This is a genomic window from Clostridium sp. UBA3061 (genome assembly GCF_002367465.1).
Classification (GTDB): domain Bacteria; phylum Bacillota; class Clostridia; order Clostridiales; family Clostridiaceae; genus Clostridium_J; species Clostridium_J sulfidigenes.
This window is the reverse complement of the sequence record NZ_DFCF01000007.1, coordinates 76465-98364: the sequence shown is the minus strand read 5'-3', so window position 1 is coordinate 98364 and position 21900 is coordinate 76465. Positions and strand designations below refer to the sequence as shown.

The 21900-nt window shown below is 30.2% G+C and carries 17 protein-coding genes, 1 tRNA gene and 2 riboswitches; of the genes, 12 read left to right on the top strand and 6 right to left on the bottom strand.

Features of this window, described 5'->3' with window-relative positions; all coding sequences use genetic code 11:
• Positions 1 to 248 precede the first annotated feature (248 nt).
• Positions 249 to 351, top strand: a riboswitch (SAM riboswitch).
• A gap of 97 nt (positions 352 to 448) precedes the next feature.
• The 4 genes from metK to B2P65_RS05870 all read left to right on the top strand — a co-directional run bounded on the left by metK (position 449) and on the right by B2P65_RS05870 (position 5832).
• The gene (gene metK / locus B2P65_RS05885; protein ID WP_346847012.1) at positions 449 to 1624 is read left to right on the top strand and encodes a methionine adenosyltransferase; all 1176 of its coding nucleotides are present in this window, start codon (positions 449 to 451) and stop codon (positions 1622 to 1624) included.
• A gap of 310 nt (positions 1625 to 1934) precedes the next feature.
• On the top strand, positions 1935 to 4142 hold the full coding sequence (locus B2P65_RS05880) for an ATP-dependent RecD-like DNA helicase (protein WP_346877571.1): 2208 nt from the start codon (positions 1935 to 1937) through the stop codon (positions 4140 to 4142).
• A 14-nt stretch (positions 4143 to 4156) separates the two neighbouring features.
• The gene (locus B2P65_RS05875) at positions 4157 to 5179 is read left to right on the top strand and encodes a hypothetical protein (protein ID WP_346847014.1); all 1023 of its coding nucleotides are present in this window, start codon (positions 4157 to 4159) and stop codon (positions 5177 to 5179) included.
• Positions 5152 to 5832, top strand: a complete 681-nt coding sequence (locus B2P65_RS05870; protein WP_346847015.1) for a ComF family protein — start codon at positions 5152 to 5154, stop codon at positions 5830 to 5832. The genes B2P65_RS05875 and B2P65_RS05870 overlap by 28 nt, the downstream gene beginning before the upstream one ends.
• 451 nt (positions 5833 to 6283) lie before the next feature.
• Here B2P65_RS05870 and B2P65_RS05865 read toward each other — a convergent pair whose 3' ends face one another.
• Complete coding sequence (locus tag B2P65_RS05865; RefSeq protein ID WP_346847016.1) at positions 6284 to 6865, bottom strand: hypothetical protein; 582 nt, start codon at positions 6863 to 6865, stop codon at positions 6284 to 6286.
• A gap of 544 nt (positions 6866 to 7409) precedes the next feature.
• Here B2P65_RS05865 and hpf point away from each other — a divergent pair.
• The 3 genes from hpf to prfB all read left to right on the top strand — a co-directional run bounded on the left by hpf (position 7410) and on the right by prfB (position 11805).
• Positions 7410 to 7940 (top strand): ribosome hibernation-promoting factor, HPF/YfiA family, encoded by a 531-nt coding sequence (hpf, locus tag B2P65_RS05860; RefSeq protein WP_150844074.1) that lies wholly within the window; start codon positions 7410 to 7412, stop codon positions 7938 to 7940.
• 253 nt (positions 7941 to 8193) lie between these two features.
• Positions 8194 to 10695: a preprotein translocase subunit SecA gene (secA, locus tag B2P65_RS05855; RefSeq protein ID WP_346847017.1), complete on the top strand. Its 2502-nt coding sequence runs from the start codon at positions 8194 to 8196 to the stop codon at positions 10693 to 10695.
• A gap of 2 nt (positions 10696 to 10697) precedes the next feature.
• Positions 10698 to 11805 (top strand): peptide chain release factor 2 gene (prfB, locus tag B2P65_RS05850; RefSeq protein ID WP_346847018.1). Its coding sequence is split into 2 segments (ribosomal slippage): positions 10698 to 10775 and positions 10777 to 11805, totalling 1107 coding nucleotides; the frame shifts between segments, so codons are not numbered across the junction.
• Between the two features lie 6 nt (positions 11806 to 11811).
• Here the strand turns inward: prfB and B2P65_RS05845 are convergent.
• Positions 11812 to 13155, bottom strand: a complete 1344-nt coding sequence (locus B2P65_RS05845; protein WP_346847019.1) for a M28 family metallopeptidase — start codon at positions 13153 to 13155, stop codon at positions 11812 to 11814.
• A gap of 124 nt (positions 13156 to 13279) precedes the next feature.
• On the opposite strand from B2P65_RS05845, the gene B2P65_RS05840 reads away from it, so the two are divergent.
• Both B2P65_RS05840 and B2P65_RS05835 read left to right on the top strand, forming a co-directional pair.
• The gene (locus B2P65_RS05840; protein WP_346879767.1) at positions 13280 to 15454 is read left to right on the top strand and encodes a Tex family protein; all 2175 of its coding nucleotides are present in this window, start codon (positions 13280 to 13282) and stop codon (positions 15452 to 15454) included.
• A gap of 147 nt (positions 15455 to 15601) precedes the next feature.
• A riboswitch (FMN riboswitch) is annotated at positions 15602 to 15715 on the top strand.
• A gap of 313 nt (positions 15716 to 16028) precedes the next feature.
• Positions 16029 to 16658 (top strand): ECF transporter S component, encoded by a 630-nt coding sequence (locus B2P65_RS05835; RefSeq protein ID WP_035129749.1) that lies wholly within the window; start codon positions 16029 to 16031, stop codon positions 16656 to 16658.
• Between the two features lie 136 nt (positions 16659 to 16794).
• On the opposite strand, the gene rimI is transcribed toward B2P65_RS05835, so the two are convergent.
• The 4 genes from rimI to B2P65_RS05815 all read right to left on the bottom strand — a co-directional run bounded on the left by rimI (position 16795) and on the right by B2P65_RS05815 (position 19744).
• On the bottom strand, positions 16795 to 17241 hold the full coding sequence (rimI, locus tag B2P65_RS05830) for a ribosomal protein S18-alanine N-acetyltransferase (RefSeq protein ID WP_346879766.1): 447 nt from the start codon (positions 17239 to 17241) through the stop codon (positions 16795 to 16797).
• On the bottom strand, positions 17234 to 17941 hold the full coding sequence (gene tsaB / locus B2P65_RS05825) for a tRNA (adenosine(37)-N6)-threonylcarbamoyltransferase complex dimerization subunit type 1 TsaB (protein ID WP_346847022.1): 708 nt from the start codon (positions 17939 to 17941) through the stop codon (positions 17234 to 17236). The genes rimI and tsaB overlap by 8 nt, the downstream gene beginning before the upstream one ends.
• Entirely contained in the window at positions 17938 to 18396 is a 459-nt protein-coding gene (tsaE, locus tag B2P65_RS05820) for a tRNA (adenosine(37)-N6)-threonylcarbamoyltransferase complex ATPase subunit type 1 TsaE (protein ID WP_346879765.1), read from the bottom strand. Before tsaE ends, tsaB begins: the two co-directional genes overlap by 4 nt.
• A 94-nt stretch (positions 18397 to 18490) precedes the next feature.
• Entirely contained in the window at positions 18491 to 19744 is a 1254-nt protein-coding gene (locus B2P65_RS05815) for an HD-GYP domain-containing protein (RefSeq protein WP_346847024.1), read from the bottom strand.
• A 270-nt stretch (positions 19745 to 20014) separates the two neighbouring features.
• Between B2P65_RS05815 and B2P65_RS05810 the strand changes: the two genes are divergently transcribed.
• From B2P65_RS05810 to B2P65_RS05800, 3 genes are all read left to right on the top strand, one after another.
• Entirely contained in the window at positions 20015 to 20635 is a 621-nt protein-coding gene (locus B2P65_RS05810; RefSeq protein ID WP_346879764.1) for a CBS domain-containing protein, read from the top strand.
• Positions 20636 to 20925: 290 nt separating this feature from the next.
• The gene (locus B2P65_RS05805) at positions 20926 to 21486 is read left to right on the top strand and encodes a DUF3867 domain-containing protein (RefSeq protein ID WP_346847427.1); all 561 of its coding nucleotides are present in this window, start codon (positions 20926 to 20928) and stop codon (positions 21484 to 21486) included.
• 83 nt (positions 21487 to 21569) lie between these two features.
• A tRNA-Trp gene (locus B2P65_RS05800) sits at positions 21570 to 21645 on the top strand.
• Positions 21646 to 21900: the final 255 nt, after the last annotated feature.

Genomic DNA, 21900 nt, shown 5'->3' with positions numbered 1-21900 from the left:
CGTCCTCCTCCACCATATAAGACACTAAGTTTACTTAGTGTCTTATTTTATTTCTAATAAAAGATAAAATAAGAATTGAATAAGTGTTTTATATTAATTGAATAAATCTGTTTATTAAGTTTAGAATATATTTAATGGCATATATAAAGTTGTTATAATGGTAAATATTAATTATTTATATTAATAGATAAGTGTGTTGACAGTTAAATTTCCCTATGCTATTATCTATGTATAAATTAATAATATAACTCTTATCAAGAGTGGTGGAGGGACAAAGGCCCAATGAAACCCAGCAACCGGCTATTAAAAGCAATGGTGCCAATTCCTGCAGTATTTTCTGCAAGATAAGAAAGTTTAGTTTGAAATATACTAACCTCTTCTTGTCTGATAAGAAGAGGTTTTAATTTTAAGTGTCGGTAATATCTAAATATTTAAGGAGGAAAATTCAATGAGAAGATTATTTACGTCAGAATCAGTAACTGAAGGACATCCAGATAAAATGTGTGATCAGATATCTGATTCAATACTAGATGCCATATTGGAAAAAGATCCCAATGCTAGGGTAGCTTGTGAAACTGCAACTACTACAGGAATGGTACTTGTAATGGGAGAAATAAGTACAAACTGCTATGTAGACTTCCAAAAGGTTGTTAGAAATACAGTTGAAGAGATTGGATACAATAGAGCAAAATATGGATTTGATTGCAATACATGCTCAGTATTAACATCTATAGATGAGCAATCAGGTGATATTGCTATGGGAGTTGATGAAGCTTTAGAAAGTAAAGCAGGTCAAATGAACAATGATGAAGCTACAGGTGCTGGAGATCAAGGTATGATGTTCGGATTTGCTACAAATGAAACTGAAGAATATATGCCTCTTCCAATTGCTATGGCTCATAAATTATCAAGAAGACTAGCAGAAGTAAGAAAAAATGGAACTTTATCTTACTTAAGACCAGATGGAAAAACTCAAGTAACTGTAGAGTATGAAGACAATAAGCCAGTTAGAATAGATACTATAGTAATTTCAACTCAGCATTGTCCAGATGTTACAAGAGAACAAATTGAGAAGGATTTAAAAGAGCATGTTATAGCTCCGATAGTACCTGCTGATTTATTGGATGCAAGCACAAAATACTATATAAATCCTACAGGTAGATTTGTTATTGGAGGACCTCAAGGAGACTCAGGTCTTACAGGTAGAAAAATAATAGTAGATACCTATGGTGGATCTGGTAGACATGGCGGTGGGGCTTTCTCAGGAAAAGACCCAACAAAGGTAGATAGATCGGCTGCTTATGCATCAAGATGGGTAGCTAAAAACCTAGTAGCTGCTGGTGTTGCTGATAAGCTAGAAATACAACTTGCATATGCTATTGGTGTTGCTAGACCAGTATCTATACAAATTGATACTTTTGGAACTGGAAAACTTTCAGAAGATAAAATAGTAGATATAGTTAATAAAGTTTTTGACTTAAGACCATCATCTATTATAAAAGAATTAGATTTAAGAAGACCTATATATAAACAAACTGCTGCTTATGGTCACTTTGGAAGAAATGACTTAAACCTACCATGGGAGCAATTAAATAAGGTTGAAGAAATAAAGAAATATATATAAGTAATTAAAGATATATATTTACCAATAAGAATCCACATTAACAATATGATTTGTTAGTGTGGATTTTTTAAGTAGAGAACTCAAATCTACGATTTGGTGTGAATCACTTACTCAGCGAAGGTACTGAGTCGAGTTTCATTAAAAAGACTATAATTAAATTTGCATAGATTATGAAATTTAACAAGGATAATTATTTTTACTTTAAACTGAGTCATATTACTAAATCTTATTATATTATTAATATATATGAGATATAATTTGGTATAATAATAGTTATAGATAGATAATAATAGGTATTAGGAGAGATTTTATGATAACCATTGAAGGGATAGTTGAAACAATTGTATTTAGAAATGATGATAATGGGTATACAATATGTAAACTAAGGTGTGATAAGGAAGTTGTCACCATTGTTGGAACAATACCATTTATAAATGAATCCCAAGAATATAGTGTTCAAGGAGAGTGGACTGTTCATCCTAAGTTTGGTAAGCAGTTTAAAATAGAAAGCATACATGAAATAATACCTACAACTACTAGTGGCATCGAAAAATATTTAGCCAGTGGAGTCATTGAAGGTATAGGAAAGGTTACAGCAAAAAAAATAGTAGAATTTTTTGGAGAAGATACAATAAAAATATTAGATAGTAATATAGAAAAGCTTGAAGAGATTCCTGGCATAGGTAAAAAGAGGATAAATACCATTATGAAATCTTATTTAGAGCAGAGGGTTACTAAGGATATTATTATTTTCTTTCAAAGTTATGGCATAACTGTTAATATGGCCATGAAGATTTATAAGAAGTTTGGAGTTAACTGCATAAATATAGTTAAGGATAATCCATATATATTAACAGAATACATAAGTGGAATTGGGTTTAGAACAGCGGATTCCATAGCTAAGAGCTTGGGCATAGAGAAGGATTCTCTATTTAGAATAAAAAGTGGAGTCATATATATAATTAATGAATTTTGTGCTATAGGAAATACCTTTATACCTATGGATAGATTAAGGGATAAGGGAATGAAACTTCTGGAGATAGACAGTGAGAAATTTGATGAAGGAGTTTATGAACTGATAATTGATGGAAAGATTAAGGTAGAGGTAGTAGATAATATAGATGCGGTATATAATATGTCCTATCTTTATCTAGAGATGTCTGTAACACGTAAAATAGTAGAACTAGCCACTACTAATTATGATAAATTAAGTTTAAATGTAAATGAGAAAATTAATGACTTTGAAAGTAAAGTAAATATTAAATTAGCCAATTCTCAAAAAGAAGCTATAGAGGGTGCTTTTTTTAATGGGATAGAGGTTATAACAGGGGGACCTGGAACAGGAAAGACAACAATTATAAATTGCATTGTAAGTATTTTTGAGAGTTTAGGACTTAAGGTATTTATGGCTGCACCTACAGGAAGGGCAGCGAAAAGGATGGCTGAAGCTACAGGTAGAGAAGCAAAAACTATCCATAGACTTTTGGAAATAGGAAGTTATAGTGAAGAAGAGGTAGATGAAATAGAAAATGAAACATCTGCCATAGAGTGTGATGTTTTAATAGTGGATGAAGCCTCTATGGTAGATATAAGTCTTATGAATGCTCTTTTAAAAGCAATGCAAGTGGGAACTAGACTAATAATAGTAGGAGATGTGGATCAGCTACCATCAGTGGGACCAGGAAATGTTCTTAGGGATATCATAGAAAGCGATGCAGTAAAAGTTGTAAGACTTAATGAGATATTTAGACAAGGACAAGAAAGTATGATAGTACAAAATGCCCACTTAATAAATGAAGGAAAGATGCCTATTTTAAATACCAAAAATAGTGATTTCTATCTTGAAAGAGCTGCAGATAGTGAAGTGATGTTAGAAAAAATCATTGGATTAGTGAAAACGAGACTTCCTAAGTTTAATGTGGAATGGGATAGTGTTAGAGATATACAAGTATTATCACCTATGCGTAAGGGGATTATGGGAATAGATAATTTAAATATACAACTTCAGCAAGTGTTAAATCCTAAAAGTAAAGATAAGGATGAAGTTGAGATTAAAGATATGATTTTTAGAGTAGGAGATAAGGTTATGCAAATTAAAAATAACTATACTCTAAAGTGGAGCAAAAATAATTCCAGTGAAGAAGGTAAGGGTGTATTTAATGGAGATGTGGGGTATATAACAGAAATTAGTGAGGATGAGGATAAGATTACTGTATGCTTTGAAGATGATAAAATCGTAGAATATGAGGAAAGCGACTTAGATGAAATAACTTTAGCTTATGCAGTTACTATCCATAAGAGCCAAGGAAGTGAATTTCCTGTAGTTATTATGCCTATGTTTATGGGACCACCGCTACTGATGAATAGAAATTTACTTTACACTGGAATAACTAGGGCTAAGAAGTTAGTTGTATTGGTAGGTAATTCTAAAGTGGTTGAATTTATGAAAGATAACAATAGAAGTTTTGAGAGATATTCAGGACTTAAATGGAGAATAAGAGAGATAATTCATATGTAGGTAGGAGCGATTTTATGTCATTTATAAAAACCAATAGAGAGATAGTGGAGGCATCAAAGAAATCTATAGAAGATACCATATTAGATGGCGCTAAAAAGAAGATGCATAAAATAAATATAATTTCTGCATTAAATAATAAAAAACAAATCTTTAATAAGGTATTTAACTGGTGCTTTAAAGAAAGTAAAAAGATATTATATATAATAAATACAGATATAGAAGAGGTAAAGATATTAGGATTCATTAATAAAAATTTTATAAATTCTATTGAAGGTGAGAATGATATAGCATATACAGGTAAAGTTAATATATGTACCCACAGTAGAGCCTTATACTTAAAGGAGAAATTTGACTTTATTATATATGATGAAATAAATTCTAGGCCTATATATAGCAATGAATCTATAAATAAGCTAATGGAGTATCTATGTAATAATTATGGAACTATGATTAGTTATTCCATGGAACCAATTTTTCATAATGAGGTAATATTATATAATTTAAGAAAAGATAAACAAGTTCCTATTGCTGAACCTAGGGTTATGGTAACTAGAGTAAATATAGAAGAAGAAATACCTATGAGTGTATATGAATACCTAGAGTGGTCAATAAATACTAATAAGAAGGTTTTAATATATACTCCAGATGATGAGAAAACTCATAAGGTTTATAATTATCTTTCTAATATAGACCATAAGCTTACAAAAAATATATTTAAAGATATAACAGGAGATAGTGACAAGAAGGAACTGTCTAAATTTTTACTAGCAGAGTATGGTATATTGGTTACTAATAATTATAATGAGAACTATTATGAAGTGCATCCTTTGAATATTATGATTTTTTTTGCAGATAATGATAACTTTAATTATAAGGATTTGGTTTATATATCTAGTAAGATAAATAGAAGATCTATGACAGAGCGAGAAGAGGTTATTTTTCTTTGCAATAGTGAAACTGAGGATATGGATAGATGTAAAAATATTTTAAGGGAGTTAAATAAAAGAGCTTGGGAAGAGGGAGTTTTGAAATTATAAAACAGATAGTAGATAATATATTGTCCACTATATATGGGATAGATGATAAATGTATAATATGTGATGAATATGAAGATAAGGATTATATTTGTGAAAAATGTAAAAAGAGCATTAATATAATTAATCTAGAGTCCTCAATAACTCACCAAGATGAGGAATTTATAAGCTATTCTTTAGGATTCTACGGCTATGAATTAAAGAAATTGATTTTAAAACTTAAATACAATAAGAGTTTTTTAGCAGGAAAAATATTAGCAGGTTATATGAGTGATTTTATATTAGAAAATTTAAAGGATAAGATAGATATATTAACCTTTATTCCAAGTAGTAAATCTGCTTTAAAAAGTAGAGGGTTTAATCAATGTGAAGTACTTTGTAAATATATAAGTAAAAATTGTGAAATTCCTTACAAGGAATTGATTTATAAAGCAAGTGATAGTGCAGATCAAATTGGATTAGACAATATAAAAAGATGGGAAAATATAAAGGGTTCTTTTATAGTTAAAAATAAAAAAGAAATAGAAGGAAAGAGAGTACTCATTATCGATGATGTAATCACATCTGGAGCTACAGCCTTTTATGCGGCAAAAGCTATTAAGGAAATAAAGGCCAATGAAGTTTTTATATTGACAGTGGCAAAAAGTAGAGTATAATATAAGAGTCGGGTTTGTGGTTGAAAGTCGATGCCAGTCGCAGGCGAAACGATCCACGTAAGTTAAATAAAATGTTTAATGAGCATGGTGCGGCTTAGAAGTAAGTCCTACCGTATTATAATGCGAGAGGGTTAGTAGTGAGAGGGTAATTCTGGGTAGCAAAAGCTCCAGTAGGCGAGTGTGGGGTCAAAGACCAGGTCAAACGACATAAAGTGCCCTATTCTTAAGGGTTTGCAGGTTTACGGACCTGCACTTTTTTTATATTTTTTAAAAATTCCCGACCTAGAAATCATAAATCACCTCTATTTAGGTACACTTATCCTATAATTTTGAAGATCTTTCTTAGTGTTTTCTTTATTTATATGGGTGTAAATCTTATGAGTAATCTCAGAACCTTTTTTATGACCAACTATATCTTATATAATATATAATAATAGGTTCTAGAACACCATCAATAAATTAAATTTATTTTTATAAGGTTATTTGGAAGAATTTCGAAATTGCTATTTTTAAATGTATTTTTAAAATAACTGTTTTCTTTAGAAGTTTTATATGATTCAATAAAATTTTTAGCAGCATTACCTGCTATTATTATATATTCATCTTCTTGATATATAGAGTAATTACCATGGAATGTAGGTGCATTTAAATCCTTTTTAAAGAAAAAATATACTCTTTTATAAAATTTAGAACTTATTTCATCAGGATCGCCACTAAGAAAGCTATCATAAAAACGATTAACTATTATTGTATTCTTATTTTGTAATCTATTTATTTCATATGTGCCGATATAATTATGAAGAACAGATATTGAATAAATAGTTACTAGTATAAGCGTAAATCTTAATACATTTTTATCTCTTTTTATTTTTACATATATAGTTGCAATACATATATAGACTGTTAGATATGCATATATATATAAGTTATTCATAAGTGTAATTCCATTACTTTTTATAACTATAATTATAATTGGCATAACAAACAAAAGAGTAAGAGATATATTTTTTATTATTTCATTAATCTTTTTCATATTAGCCTCCATTACATATAATAAATATTTTATTATAATATATAATTTTAAACATTTAAGTATATAAGTAGAAATAGAAAAGGTTAGAATAAAATTATCATTATAAAATACGGGAAATTAAATTCTAGTTTTTGTGGTAAAAAGTTATTTTTGAATATTACTTTATATTTTGTGATACTAATGAGCAATCTTTTAGACTGCCTTTTATTTATTTAAAATTGAAAATTTATTTATGGTTAATTATAAGATGTGATTCTAGATGTTATTAATAAATTATGTAACAATTAGTTATTTGATATGTTATATCCAGCACATGTAATTTTATTATAACATAAAATATGAAAAAAATCATATACTATGTAAAGGCGATATAAGTCGTAGAGTGAAGGAAAAGTAAGCTAGAAAAGGCTAGAAAGAAAACTTTTCAGAATATTAAGTAAAGTCTTCTTGCAAGTATTTATAGTAAAGCTTAAAATATAATTACAAAATAGAAATATTAAAAGGAACCACAATAATCCTTTTTAATATGAGGGGAGCTGGAATTATGAAAGTTAGAGTTATAGGAAGAAATATCGAGGTTACTGAAGGGCTTAGAGCTGCAGTAGAAAAGAAGTTATCAAAATTGGATAAATTCTTTGTAAATAATGAGAATGCTACAGCTACACTAAGTGTGGAGAAGAATATACACAAAATTGAAGTAATAATTCCGTTTAACAGTGCATTATTAAGAGCAGAAGTAAGAAATGGAGATATGTATAATGCAATAGATACTGTAATTGACAAGCTTGAAGGTCAAATAAGAAAACAAAAAACTAAGCTTGAAAGAAGAAATTATGACAATTCTTTAAGATTTAATAATATAGAACGCTATGCTGACTATGATGAAGAAAAAGAGCCAAGGATAGTAAAGACTAAAAGATTTGCCATAAAACCTATGAGCCAAGAAGAAGCAGTGTTACAAATGGAACTTTTAGGACATGATTTCTACGTATTTATGAATGGCGATACAGAGGAAGTAAATGTTGTTTATAAAAGAAAAGATGGAAATTATGGTTTAATTGAACAAGATTTCTAAATTTAATTTTAAAGAAAAGTTAAAAATATACTTATTATATTAATAAAAACTCTATGGCATTAGCTATAGAGTTTTTTATAGTAACAGAAATTATTAATTCTATGTTAAAATAGAGCTTTAATTTACTTATTTTGGATGAAAATTATAGGTATAAAGTTGAAGTGAGAAAGAATAACTGATATAATCTTAATTAGTATTTATGTGATGATTATAGCTAACAAACCTTAGATAGAAAGAGTGAGGATGATTTTAGATGAAAATATTTAATAAGATATTTGGTACCTACAGTGAAAGAGAAATTAAAAGAATTATGCCAATAGTTAAAAAGGTTAATTCTCTTGAGGAGATTATAGAAAAATTAAGTGATGAAGAATTGAAACAAAAAACAGAAGAATTTAAGGGTAGATTAAAAAAGGGTGAGACTTTAGATGATATTCTTCCAGAAGCTTTTGCGGTAGTTAGAGAAGCATCTAAAAGAGTTCTTGGTCTTAGACATTATGATGTTCAGATTATAGGTGGAGTTGTCTTACACCAAGGTAGAGTTTCAGAGATGAGAACAGGAGAAGGTAAAACTTTAGTTGCCACTCTACCATCTTATTTAAATGCCTTAGCTGGTAAGGGTGTGCACATAATCACAGTTAATGACTATCTTGCTAAGAGAGATAGAGATGAAATGGGAAGAGTTCATGAATTTCTAGGTCTTACAGTAGGAGTTATAGTTCATGGTCAAACTCAGATAGAAAAACAACAAATGTATAATTGTGATATCACTTATGGTACTAATAATGAATTTGGATTCGACTACCTAAGGGATAACATGGTAGTTTATAAAGAAGAAAAAGTTCAAAGAGAATTAAACTATGTTATTGTGGATGAGGTTGACTCAATACTTATAGATGAGGCTAGAACTCCACTTATAATATCAGGTCAAGGAGATAAGTCTACTGATTTTTATAGAATTGCAGACTTCTTCGTTAAGGGATTATTAGAAGAAGATTATTTAATAGATGAAAAGAGAAATTCCGTTATTCTTACTGATGAAGGTATAGCAAAGGCAGAAAAGTACTTCCACTTAGAAAATTATGCAGATCCTGAAAATATGGATATTCAACACCATTTAGTTCAAGCGTTAAAGGCAAATCACATAATGAAGAATGAAAAGGACTATATAGTAAAAGATGGAGAAGTAGTTATTGTTGATGACTTTACAGGAAGACTTATGGAAGGTAGAAGATATAGTGATGGATTACATCAAGCTATTGAAGCAAAAGAGGGGGTTAAGGTTGAAAAAGAGTCTAAAACTCTTGCAACTATAACGTTCCAAAACTACTTTAGAATGTATACTAAGCTTGCAGGTATGACTGGTACTGCTGAGACTGAAGAAGCTGAATTTAGAGATATTTATGGTCTTGATGTAATAGTAATACCAACTCATATGCCGATAGCAAGAGTAGACCATCCAGATGTTGTTTATAAGACTATTAAAGGAAAATATAAGTGTTTAGTAGATGAGATAACTGAAACTCATAAAAAAGGTCAGCCAGTTTTAGTTGGTACAGTAAGTATAGATAAGTCTGAAGTAATTTCTGCTATGCTTAAGAAAAAAGGAATACCACACCAAGTATTAAATGCTAAGTACCATGAAAGAGAAGCAGAAATTGTAGCATTAGCTGGACAAAAGGGTGCTGTAACTATTGCTACTAACATGGCTGGTAGAGGTACTGATATTAAGCTTGGAGAAGGAGTAGTAGAACTTGGAGGCTTAAAGATATTAGGTACAGAAAGACATGAATCAAGACGTATAGATAACCAATTAAGAGGACGTTCTGGTCGTCAAGGTGACCCAGGTGAATCTAGATTCTATATTTGTCTTGAAGATGATTTAATGAGAATATTTGGTTCTGAGAGACTTGGAGGTATGATTGATAAATTAGGGCTTCAAGAAGAAGATGCCATTGAGAGTAAAATGGTTAGTGGTGCTATAGAAAGTGCACAAAGAAAAGTTGAAGGAAATAACTTTGATGTTAGAAAGAATGTTGTTAAATATGACGACGTAATGAATAAACAAAGAGAAATTATTTATAAACAAAGACAAGAAGTTCTTATGGGAGCTAATATAAAAGATCAAATACAAACAATGATACAGGATGTTATAGAAAGTTCAGTTAATACTCATATTAGTGGTGTAGATGATACTTTTGAAGATGAATTAAATAAATTAGTAAAATACATGGAAGATATATATCTACCTAAAGATACTGTTACAGTAGATGAAATTGCTAAGTTATCTAATAATGAGATTGTAGAATTATTACTAGATAAAGCAATAGAATTATATGCTGAAAAAGAAGTAGAATTTGGCGAAGAGCAAATGAGAGAAATTGAAAGAGTTATCCTACTTAAGATAGTTGATTCTAAGTGGATGGATCATATTGATAGTATGGATCACTTAAAACAAGGTATAGGACTTAGAGCATATAAGCAACAAGATCCAGCTCAAGCATATCAAATGGAAGGTAGCGAAATGTTTGCGGAAATGATAGAAAATATTAAGCATGAAACAGTTAAGTATCTATTCCATGTTAAAGTTGAGAAGGCTCCAGAAAGAGAAAGAGTAGCTGAAATAACTTCAACTAATGAGGATAATTCTTTAAAGAAAGAGCCAGTAAAAAAACAAGCTAAACCAAATAGGAATGACCCATGTCCATGTGGATCAGGATATAAATATAAGAACTGTTGTGGAAGAGGAGAATAAAAGTGATATTACAATTAGAAGAATGCTTAAATGAAGTAAATGTCATCAGTGGAAAATTACAAGAATTGAAGGTGTCTCTTTGACATAGCAGCAGAAGAAAAGAAATTATCTGAACTTGAGTTTAAAATGCAGGAAGTGGATTTTTGGAGTGATATAAATAAGGCACAAGAAATTACTCAGAATGCTAAATCGATAAAGGATAAGTTAGATAATTTTAATAATTTGGATATTAGAACAGAGGATGTTCAAATTTTGATAGAGATGAGTTTGGAGGAGGAGGATTCCTCCTCTTACAAGGATATAAAAAGTGAATTAAAGTCCATAGGAGAAGAGATAGAAAATCTTAATATAGAAACTCTTTTAAGTGGAGAATATGATAGAAACAATGCTATACTGGAGCTTCATACAGGTGCTGGAGGTAACGATGCCCAGGACTGGACTAATATGCTATACAGAATGTATACTAGATGGTGCGAGGCCCATAGTTTTAAGGTTACAGTTTTAAACTATGTGGCAGATGATGAAGCTGGAATTAAAGCAGTTACTATTAAGGTTACTGGAGATTTTGCCTATGGATATTTAAAATCAGAAAAGGGTGTTCATAGGTTGGTTAGGATATCACCCTATAACTCTAGTGGAAAAAGACAGACATCCTTTGCTGGATGTGAAGTTTTACCAGAGCTTACTGAAAATCAAGATATAGAAATTAGGTCAGAGGATTTAAAAATAGATACCTATAGATCTAGTGGGTCAGGTGGACAGCATGTAAATACTACAGATTCTGCAGTAAGAATAACCCATATACCTACTAATATCATAGTGCAATGTCAAAATGAAAGAAGTCAGCACACTAATAAGGAGTATGCTTTAAAGATGCTGAAAGCTAAGCTTATAGACATTAAAATTCGTGAGCATAAGGATAAAATTGAGGATATAACAGGGGAAATAAAGGATAATGCATGGGGAAGTCAGATAAGATCCTATGTATTCCACCCTTATAATTTAGTTAAGGATCATAGAACTGGAGCTGAAACTTCTAATGTAGGTTCAGTAATGGATGGAAATATAGATATGTTTATAAATGAATATCTAAAACAAATAAAAGAGTAGTTTCAATTAACTACTCTTTTTTGTATTGTAATAGATAGCACTTAGAATTAGAGAAGCACCTAAGGATAGAAATAGAATTAATTCTAAATGATTATATAATATATTACTAGAATAACTATCTTTAAATATTTGAGTTTTCATAACACTAAAGCATCTATCAATTGCTTCTTCACTAATATATTCTATTTTATCATTTGGGGTATGAATTCTAGATAAATCATAGTCACAAAGGGTTACAGCCTCAATCCCTGCATCTACAAAGGAACCATGGTCACTAGAATTCTCAAAGATGTAATTAAAATATATTTTTTTATCTTGGAATGCCTTAGTTAATTCTTCTACTATAGGAGTTTTAGCCGTATTAGTTTTACCAGCCATAATGCAAAGAGGGGTACCGTCATAGCTTCCAATCATATCAAAGTTATAAACCCTACTTCCAGATATTAAGTCCCTATATTCTTCTACAAAGGCTTTAGAGCCTTTAAGTCCAAATTCTTCAGCATTAAAGGAAACAAAGATTATATCTCTATCAGGAATGCCTAAGGTTTTAATGTACTTAGCAAGCTCTAAGAGAAATGATACTCCAGAAGCATTATCCAAAGCTCCATTATAAACAGTTCCACCTAGATCAGTACCTATATGATCGAAGTGGGCACCTAGGATTAAAGGTGGAAGAGATGAATCTTTACCTTTAATTACACCTACTATATTATTGATACTTGCTTCTTCTATAGAATAAGGGATATAGGTGTAGATTGAAAAACCTTCATTTAAATAACTTTCTATTTCGGCAAGAGTTTCCTTTGTCACTGTAATAAACAGCCCTTTGTTACTCTCTTCGTAAAAAGAACTTCTAAACCCAAGAGTATTATTAGAAGAAGTATAAAATATTGCAGTTCCCATGTCATTAGAAACTGCTATTGCATCATTGTTTCTAGAAGAGACATCTAAGTTATCAAACTCTATCTCTGTATTCCTAAAGTTAAGCAAATCTTCTTTGTAATTAACACCGTATTCTAAAATCTTATGTATTTTCTTATCTTTATCAATAACTGCAATCATAGGTTCATCTGACAAACTCTTAGGGTAATTTACTTGAAAGCTTTGGTAATAGCCATTACTTAGGGGTTCTAATCCTATGTGTTCAAACTCATCCTTTATATAGGCGCCAACTAAAGCATTTTCTAAGGTTCCACTTAATCGACCTTTAAACTCATCAGAAGATAGATAATGGATAGTTTCTTTTACTTCCTTAGCATCGAAGTTTTTAGTTAGCATTAGGCTATTATAACTGATGGAAGAAAGGATTAGGGAAAAGGTTAAAAGAGAAGAAACTATAAATTTTTTCATGGCATCACCTTAAACATTACTATATTAGTATATGTATGAAAAAGTTATTTTGATTATGATAAATTTGCTAATAATGTGATAAAATTAAAGAATACTATGCTTAGAACAATCAGGAGGAGTAAAGATGTCAATTATAAACGAGAAGTTAATTAAAGAGTTTCCTATGAGCAAGTCTCAAGTGGAGGATGTAATAGAATTATTAGATGAGGGTAATACAGTGCCTTTTATAGCCAGATATAGAAAAGAAAAAACCGGTGGTCTTGATGATGTAATCTTAAGAAAATTTTCAGAAAGACTTACATATCTAAGAAATCTTCAAAATAGAAAGGAAGATGTTATTAGATTAATTGATGAGCAAGAAAAACTAACAGATGAAATTAAAATTTCTTTAGATAAAGCTGAAACTTTAACAGAAGTAGAAGATATTTATAGACCATTTAAGCCTAAAAAGAGAACAAGAGCTATAATAGCTACAGAGAAGGGATTAGTGCCATTAAGTGAGTATATCTTATCTGGAGGGGGAGGAAAATCTCCTGAGGAGTATGCTGCAGAGTTTATAGATGAAGATAAAGGCGTAACTTCTATAGATGAAGCATTACAAGGAGCTATGGATATTATCAGTGAAAAGATTAGTGATAATGCTAAGTTTAGAAAGTGGATAAGAGATTATGTGGTAAACAATGGAGTTATAGAAACTAAAGGAAGCAGTGAAGAGAGAACTCAATATGAAATGTATTATGAGTATAGTGAAAAGGTAAAATTCATACCTTCTCATAGAATTCTTGCTATAAATAGAGGAGAAAATGAAAAAGTTCTTTCAGTCAAGATTACCTGTGATGTAGAAAAAATAAAAAGCTATATAAGCAAATTTATGGTCACTGATAATATGAAGTGCAATGAGTGTATTAATACCAGTATTGATGACTCTATAAAGAGATTAATATATCCATCTATTGAAAGAGAAGTACGTAATATGCTTACAGAAAAAGGAGAAGATGGGGCTATAAAAATATTTAAAGAAAACCTTAAGGCGCTTCTTATGTCTCCACCTATAAAGGGAAAAACTGTAATGGGCTTTGATCCAGGTTTTAGAACTGGATGTAAAGTAGCAATTCTTGATGATACAGGTAAGTTTTTAGAGTATGTTACAGTTCATGCTACAGCTGCAAGTGAAGCTAAGGTTAAAGAGGCTAAAGAAATATTAAAGAAGATGATGATAAAACACAATGTAGATGTAGTTTCTCTTGGAAATGGTACTGCCTGTAGAGAGTCAGAAGAGATATTAGGGGAAGTTATAGCACAGATAAAGAAAGAAACAGATAAAGATATATATTATGTAATAGTATCTGAAGCAGGGGCCTCAGTTTATTCTGCATCAGAGCTTGCAACAAAAGAATATCCAAATTTAGATGTTACGGTAAGAGGAGCTATATCCATAGGAAGAAGGCTTCAAGATCCTCTTGCTGAGTTAGTAAAGATAGATCCTAAATCTATAGGAGTAGGTCAATATCAGCATGATGTTACTGTAAAAAGATTAGATGAATCTCTAAAAAATATAGTTGAAGATTGTGTTAACAATGTAGGAGTAGATTTAAATACAGCAACACCAGCACTTTTATCTTATATTTCTGGAATAAATTCTGGTATAGCTCAGAATATAGTTGCCTATAGGGATGAAACAGGCAAGTTTAAATCAAGAAAAGAGCTTTTAAAGGTAAAGAGGTTAGGAGCTAAGGCCTATGAGCAATGTGCAGGATTCTTGAGAGTTGATAGTAGCAAGGAACCTTTAGACGGTACATCTGTCCATCCGGAAAGCTATGAGGCTTGCAAAAAACTTATGACTATCCTAGGATATGATGGTAAAGATTTAAGTAGTAAAAATATAGAGGGTATAGATGAAAAGGTTAAAGAGGTAGGAGTATTTAATTTAGCTAAAGAAGTAGGTATAGGAGAACCAACTCTTTTAGATATCATAAAAGAACTTAAAAAACCAGGAAGAGATCCTAGAGAAGAAATGCCAAAACCAATATTTAAAACTGGGGTTATGGAATTATCTCAGCTTAAAAAAGGAATGAAATTATTAGGAACCGTTAGAAATGTATCGGATTTTGGTGCCTTTGTAGATATTGGAGTACACCAAGATGGTCTTGTTCATAAAAGTCAATTAAGTGATAGATTTGTTAAGCATCCACTAGATGTGGTTAAGCTAGGAGATGTAGTAGAGGTTACAGTAATAGATATTGATGAGAAGAGAAATAGGATATCTTTATCAATGAAAAAAGATGTAGAGTTAAAATAAACTCTGTTTATGTGGAATAACACTTAAAAAGTAAGATATAAGTTTAAAAATATCGTTAAAAAAATATCTATTTTATCTATGAATTTTAAAAAATATATTGAAGTGTAATGATTTTAATGGTAAGATTAAAGTGTAATAAAAGTTAATAATGCACTTCAGGGCGGGGCGTAATTCCCCACCGGCGGTAAAGCCCGCGAGCCGAAAGGCTGATTCGGTGAAACTCCGAAGCCGACAGTATAGTCTGGATGAAAGAAGTAGGTATATAGTATTTTAGTGATGCTTGTTTTAGCCCTGATTTTTAATCAGGGCTTTTTTAGATTTGTTATAAGTATTATATTTAACAATCAAGTTCTAATGAACAGTATTAATGAGACAGTCATTAGAGAAATAACAAATCTGAAGGCATTAGGGTACTATAAACAGAATTCTTAGCTTCTTTGAAGGTTAGGAATCGTTATCCAGAGACGTAGACACTCTTAATACCCACTTCGAAGAAGATGAGAATATTAGAGTGGATAGTCATCGGATAAATTCACCCTATGAAGTATGCAGTAAACTTAGGGGGGTATTAATAATGAACACATCTAAAAATGTAAACAGGTTAGTAAAAATCTCTTTATTAGTAGCAATAGCATTTATATTAATGTTATTTGAATTTCCAATACCAGGATTTCCACCATTTTTAAAACTTGATCTTAGTGATTTACCAGCACTTATAGGTGGATTTGCATTGGGACCAGTGGCAGGAGTAATTATAGAAGGTGGAAAAGTAATATTAAATCTAGTTTTTCATGGCACTTACACCGGTGGAGTTGGAGAATTTGCTAACTTTTTAATTGGTGGGTCTTTTGTGTTTGTAGCATCATATGTTTATCATAAAAATAAAACTAAAAAGAGTGCAATTATAGGATTAATTTTAGGAACTATAATAATGACTATAGTAGGAGCAGTATTTAATTACTTTATACTAATTCCATTATATGCTACAATAATGGGTGGCATGGCTAATGTTATAGGAGCATCAGCAGCAGGAAACTCTAATATTTCTAGCTTAACAGGAATAATTGTTCTAGGAATAACTCCTTTTAATATTATAAAAGGGGCCATAGTATCTCTTATAACCTTCGTATCTTATAAGAGAATATCACCACTACTAAATAGAGAGAATGTTTTAGCTGAACAAGCTATGAAAAAGGGTGCCTAATAAAAATGTACTAAATCATATCTTTAACAATTTAAAAAATAAGTTGAAGTTAAAATTAAAATATATAAAGATAATTTACAAAAAGACGATAAAAGAAAAATTCTTTTATCGTCTTTAAAATTTTAATATATACCACCTATATGTTGTGGTTCCACATAATGTATCCATCTTCTTTTGGATGTTGATAATAGTTTTTCCTTATACCTTCTACAGAAAAATGGTGTTTTTTATAAAGATTTATTGCAGCTATATTAGAGGCTCTAACCTCTAGAGTCATAGAAACAATATTTATATCCTTAGCAATTGTAATGAGGTTTTCTACTACCACATCTCCAAAATTATTTCTTCTATAGTCGGAATGAACTGCTATATTGGTTATATGACCTTCATCAAAGACAACCCACATTCCACCGAAGGCTACAACTTTATTACCTAACTTTACAACTATATAGACAGCGTTTTTATTAATTAGTTCTTTTTCCATAGATAGGAGAGACCAAGGGCTTGAGAAGCTTAGGTCTGAAATTTCTTTAACTCCTAATATATTAAGGGAACTCATTCTTTCAACGGTTACATCAGTCATGATTTTTTACCTTTTCTTCATATTCACGCTCGGCTTGGCAAAGTCTAAGATATACAGGTGAACTACTAAGTACATTATCACCTTCATTGTTTATTAATCTAAGATAGCCTAAGTAGCCTATAGAAGATGCCTTTGTCACATTGATATGACTAGGTGCTATGGAAGCATTAGGTAGAGAAGTTAATATGGCATCCTTAAATTTTGATGTACCATCACCTATAAAAGTAATAGGCTCATTAAATCCTGAGCATTTATTTATTACATCTTCCATTGATAATAATTCAGGCTCACCTAAGACTACTAAATTATTATTTTCAAATTTATAGAAATTAGTATATACATTACCCCTCAACGCATCAATTATAGGACAAATAATACCTTGGATATTAAAGAGATTATTTGCAAGTCCATCTAAAGAATTTATAGACACAAAGGGTTTATTAGTTGCTTGCACAAGACCTTTTATAGTGGACATACCGATTCTAAGACCAGTAAAAGAACCAGGGCCGCTAGAAACTACAAAGCCTTCTATATCTGATATGGATAAACCACAATTTTTTAAAAGGTTATCTATCATAGGCATCATAATTACAGAGTGTTGCTTTTTATAATTTATAATAGTTTCCCCTAATATCTTATCGCTATCAATAATAGCCACAGTTGCACATTCAGTTGCAGAATCTAAGGATAAAATCTTCATAGCTTCAACTCCTTTATATAATTATATCTATCATTAGTATAGGAAAGAGTAATCTTTCTATAGGTTTCACCTAAGTCTGGAAGTTTAGCTATGTTTATAGTTAAACTTTCTTCTGGTATTAAATCTTCGATATAGTTAGCCCATTCAATGACGCTAACTCCATTTCCAAATATATATTCATCAAAGCCGATGGCAGCAATCTCATCGGGATCATTTACTCTATACACATCAAAATGATACAATTTTAATCTACCTTCATATTCATTAACAATTGTAAAGGTAGGACTAGTTATACATTCATCTATGCCAAGACCTTTTGCAATTCCTTTGGTAAGATGAGTCTTACCAGTACCAAGATCACCTATAAGGCATAAAACATCATTTTCTTTACACATTTTTCCTAGCTGTATACCTAGGGAATCTAATTCATCAACATTACTAACTATAAATTCCATATGATTCACCTCATTAATATTTTAGCCTAAAAGAAAAAAAATGAAAAGCAAATAGTAAAATTACTTTTCATTAAATAACTGTATAATAATTAAATTAAGGTTTCTTTTCTACCCGAGATACTAAAGTATTTTTAAAATGTCTTACTGCATTACCACAAATTAAGTTCCTATTTACCATATCATCTAATATATTAAATGCTTCGTACATATACATACCTTTTCTATAGGGCCTATCAGCAGTTAAAGATTGATATATATCACATACTCCAATAATGCGGCATTCTTCACTAAGGTCCTCAGCCTTAAGTCTTCGTGGATAGCCTTTACCATTTAATTTTTCATGATGACTAGAAGCCCATAAACTAATATCAGATATGTGGTCTATTTTATCTAGAATTAATTTAGTATAGTAGGTATGAGATTTGATAATAGAATATTCTTCTTCTGTTAAAGGACCATCTTTGTCCAATATACTGATGGGAATAGCTAATTTTCCAATATCGTGAAGTAATCCTGCAATTTTCATTTTAAGACACTTTTCTTCAGTGTAGCCTAAATGCTTAGAAACATTATAAGCTAAAGTAGCAATTTCTTTAGAATGTTCTGCAGTAAAAGAACTCTTATTATCAATAATGCTTGCAAATACATCAGCAATTGCTTCAAATTCCGATAGAGAGATAAAAATATCTTTCTCCGGTATTATATTATCAAGTATGAAATTCATATTAGGTAAATTTATAAGGTTTAACCAAAACTCTTCTTTGTCAGCTACCATGAGAAAAGCTTTTACAACCTGTGGTGAAAATAAAGTTTCATTGTGTAGTTTTACCCAATCAATAAGAATATCCTTTTGGATGTGGTAAGGTTTAGAATAATCTACCTGGATTTCAATTAAATCAGCTATTCTGAGAATTTGAGCTTCTATAGGAATTAGTGAACTTTTTAATTTTAAGCATCCACTACCATCATAATTTTCATGATGATAACGTATTATATCATATACTTGTATTAAGGATGGAATACGTTGAATCATTTCAGAGCCAGCAATGCAATGCTTTTTTATATACCATTTTGAGGTGTGAGACTCATCAAATATATTTTGAGTTCCAATATCATGAATCATACAAGCAATATATAAATTGTAGTAAGAATTTTCATCTAGTTTCATAGTTTGAGCAATTTCTAAGGCTATATATGAGGTGCATCTAGAATGATTAGAAAATTGCTTATTTGAAATATCTTTAGCATGTGTTGGGTTTATAACATCCTCAAATTTACCCCAATCATTGTCTGTAAGATCCAAGGATAATGATAGAGCAGAAACTATATTCTTTATACTAATATTCATTTTGTCCTCCAAAGCATACCATTTATCTATATAAAAATTTTAGCATATTTGGCAGTGGAATGGTACTAAATATTGTAAAAGTAAATTTATATTTAAGTAAACAAATCTATATATTTTACGTATTATATTTTGGATACGTAAAATAGTAATAATTGATGCAATAATCAAAATATATTTAATATATTAATAATGAAATATATTAAAATACTAACATAGTATACTAAAATAAGGTATAATATAGAATAACAAATAAGTAGAGGAGGATAAATTATGTTTGTAAATAATTTGATGTTATCTAGAGAAAAGTTAATAACTGTAACACCAAAGGTAACCATAGGAGAAGCTCTTAAGGTAATGGAAGAAAATAAGTTTTTATCCATACCAGTAGTAGAAGGAGATAAATTCTGTGGAGTAATTTCAAAAGAGCAAATATACACATACTACTATGAAAAATCTATAGAGAGACAGTGTTTACTATCAGATTTTCTAGTTGAAAATGTAATGAGAACTGATGTACCATCAATAACTCCTTTTAATGAAATTGAAGAGGCTGCACATTTCCTAGAAACTAAAAGTGTTTCCTTTGTACCAGTAATAAATAAAAATGGAGAAATGCAAGGAATAGTAACACATCACGGTATTTTTCATCAATTTACAGAATTGTTTGGATTAAATAAAGGTAAACGATTATCTGTAATTGCTTATGACATACCTGGACAAATATCTAAACTATCAAAAATAATTACTGAAAACAAAGGGCAAATTATAAGCTTTGTAGTTGTTGATCCTAAGAGCATAACAGAAGTTAAAGAGATAGTAATAAGATTAAGCACAGACAATATGGATGAAATTCTTGAGAAGGTGAAAGAAGCTGGATTCAAGATACAGTAGCATATCGTTGAGTATGTAGGTGAACTACATACTCAACAGTACATAACTATATATTAAGAAAAGATTAATATATTTTAAATACATAATTAATACAGTAGTAATTTGAATACTTTTATAATATACTAATTTACAAACATATTTCTTAAATTTATTTCCCATATTCTATGATTATGGGGAATAAAAGTGATTATAAATTATATTTAATAAATAATAAGATACTAAAATACAAATTAATGGGATAAAATAAATAATGTGATAGAAGAAATATTGTATTCAAGGAGCTGGTTAAAATTAGTGATGTAATAGATTTTAATGAACTGAAAAATAAGGCTACAGATAAAGATGTAGACAAATTTGAGGATTACATATATTCTATGTATTATTCAATGGCTCAAGGGAAGCTATCTATGGCGGAAATGAGCAGAGAAATATTTAAGTATATGAAGGAAAATAATATATCTCAAGAGAAATTTATGAATATCCAGAATAAGGTCATGGAGAGGTATGGAATTTCTACTGAAGATGTAGAAAGCCAAATGAAGTCTATGGGTGTAGAAAATCCTCTAAGTGGATTAGGTATTGAGTATGAAGATGCAAGAAAAATGGTTGGGTTTCAAGAAAAGTATAAAGGGAAGCTTAAAGTAAAAAGTGTAACTTCATATAGCATTAAGAATGACAAGAATGATTTAGAGATAATGCTTCAAGATGAGAATGTTATATTAAAAAGTTTTGGGAAAATAGATTTAACTGATAATGAGTTAAATGAATTTTTATGTTCCTATAAAAAGGTAATGAATAATAAGATGCTAAATATTTCAATATGTGAGAATACTTCCACTTATTTATACTAGTATTGACTTAAGAATATGTTGAATAATTTATATAAAACCTCTTGCATTTATGTTTATTATATAATATAATAAACGAGTAACGAAGGGGTATAGCTCAATTGGTAGAGTAGCGGTCTCCAAAACCGTTGGTTCCGGGTTCAAGTCCTCGTGCCCCTGCCATAGAAACCTAGTGATTTTAGTAATCGCTAGGTTTTTTTATTGTTTTCTTTATCTTATTTTTACATAGATAAAGAGAGTAAAAATGTACCGTATAATTCCATAAAAATAATTAAATAAATTTATTGAGGAAGTAATAAACCTGTGATATAATCTGTAAGTTAAGAAAATAAAATAAGTTATTAATCACATTTTAAGTTTATATATGTAAGTTAAAGTTATCTATGTGAGGCGTGATTTAAGCTATGTTTTTAGAAA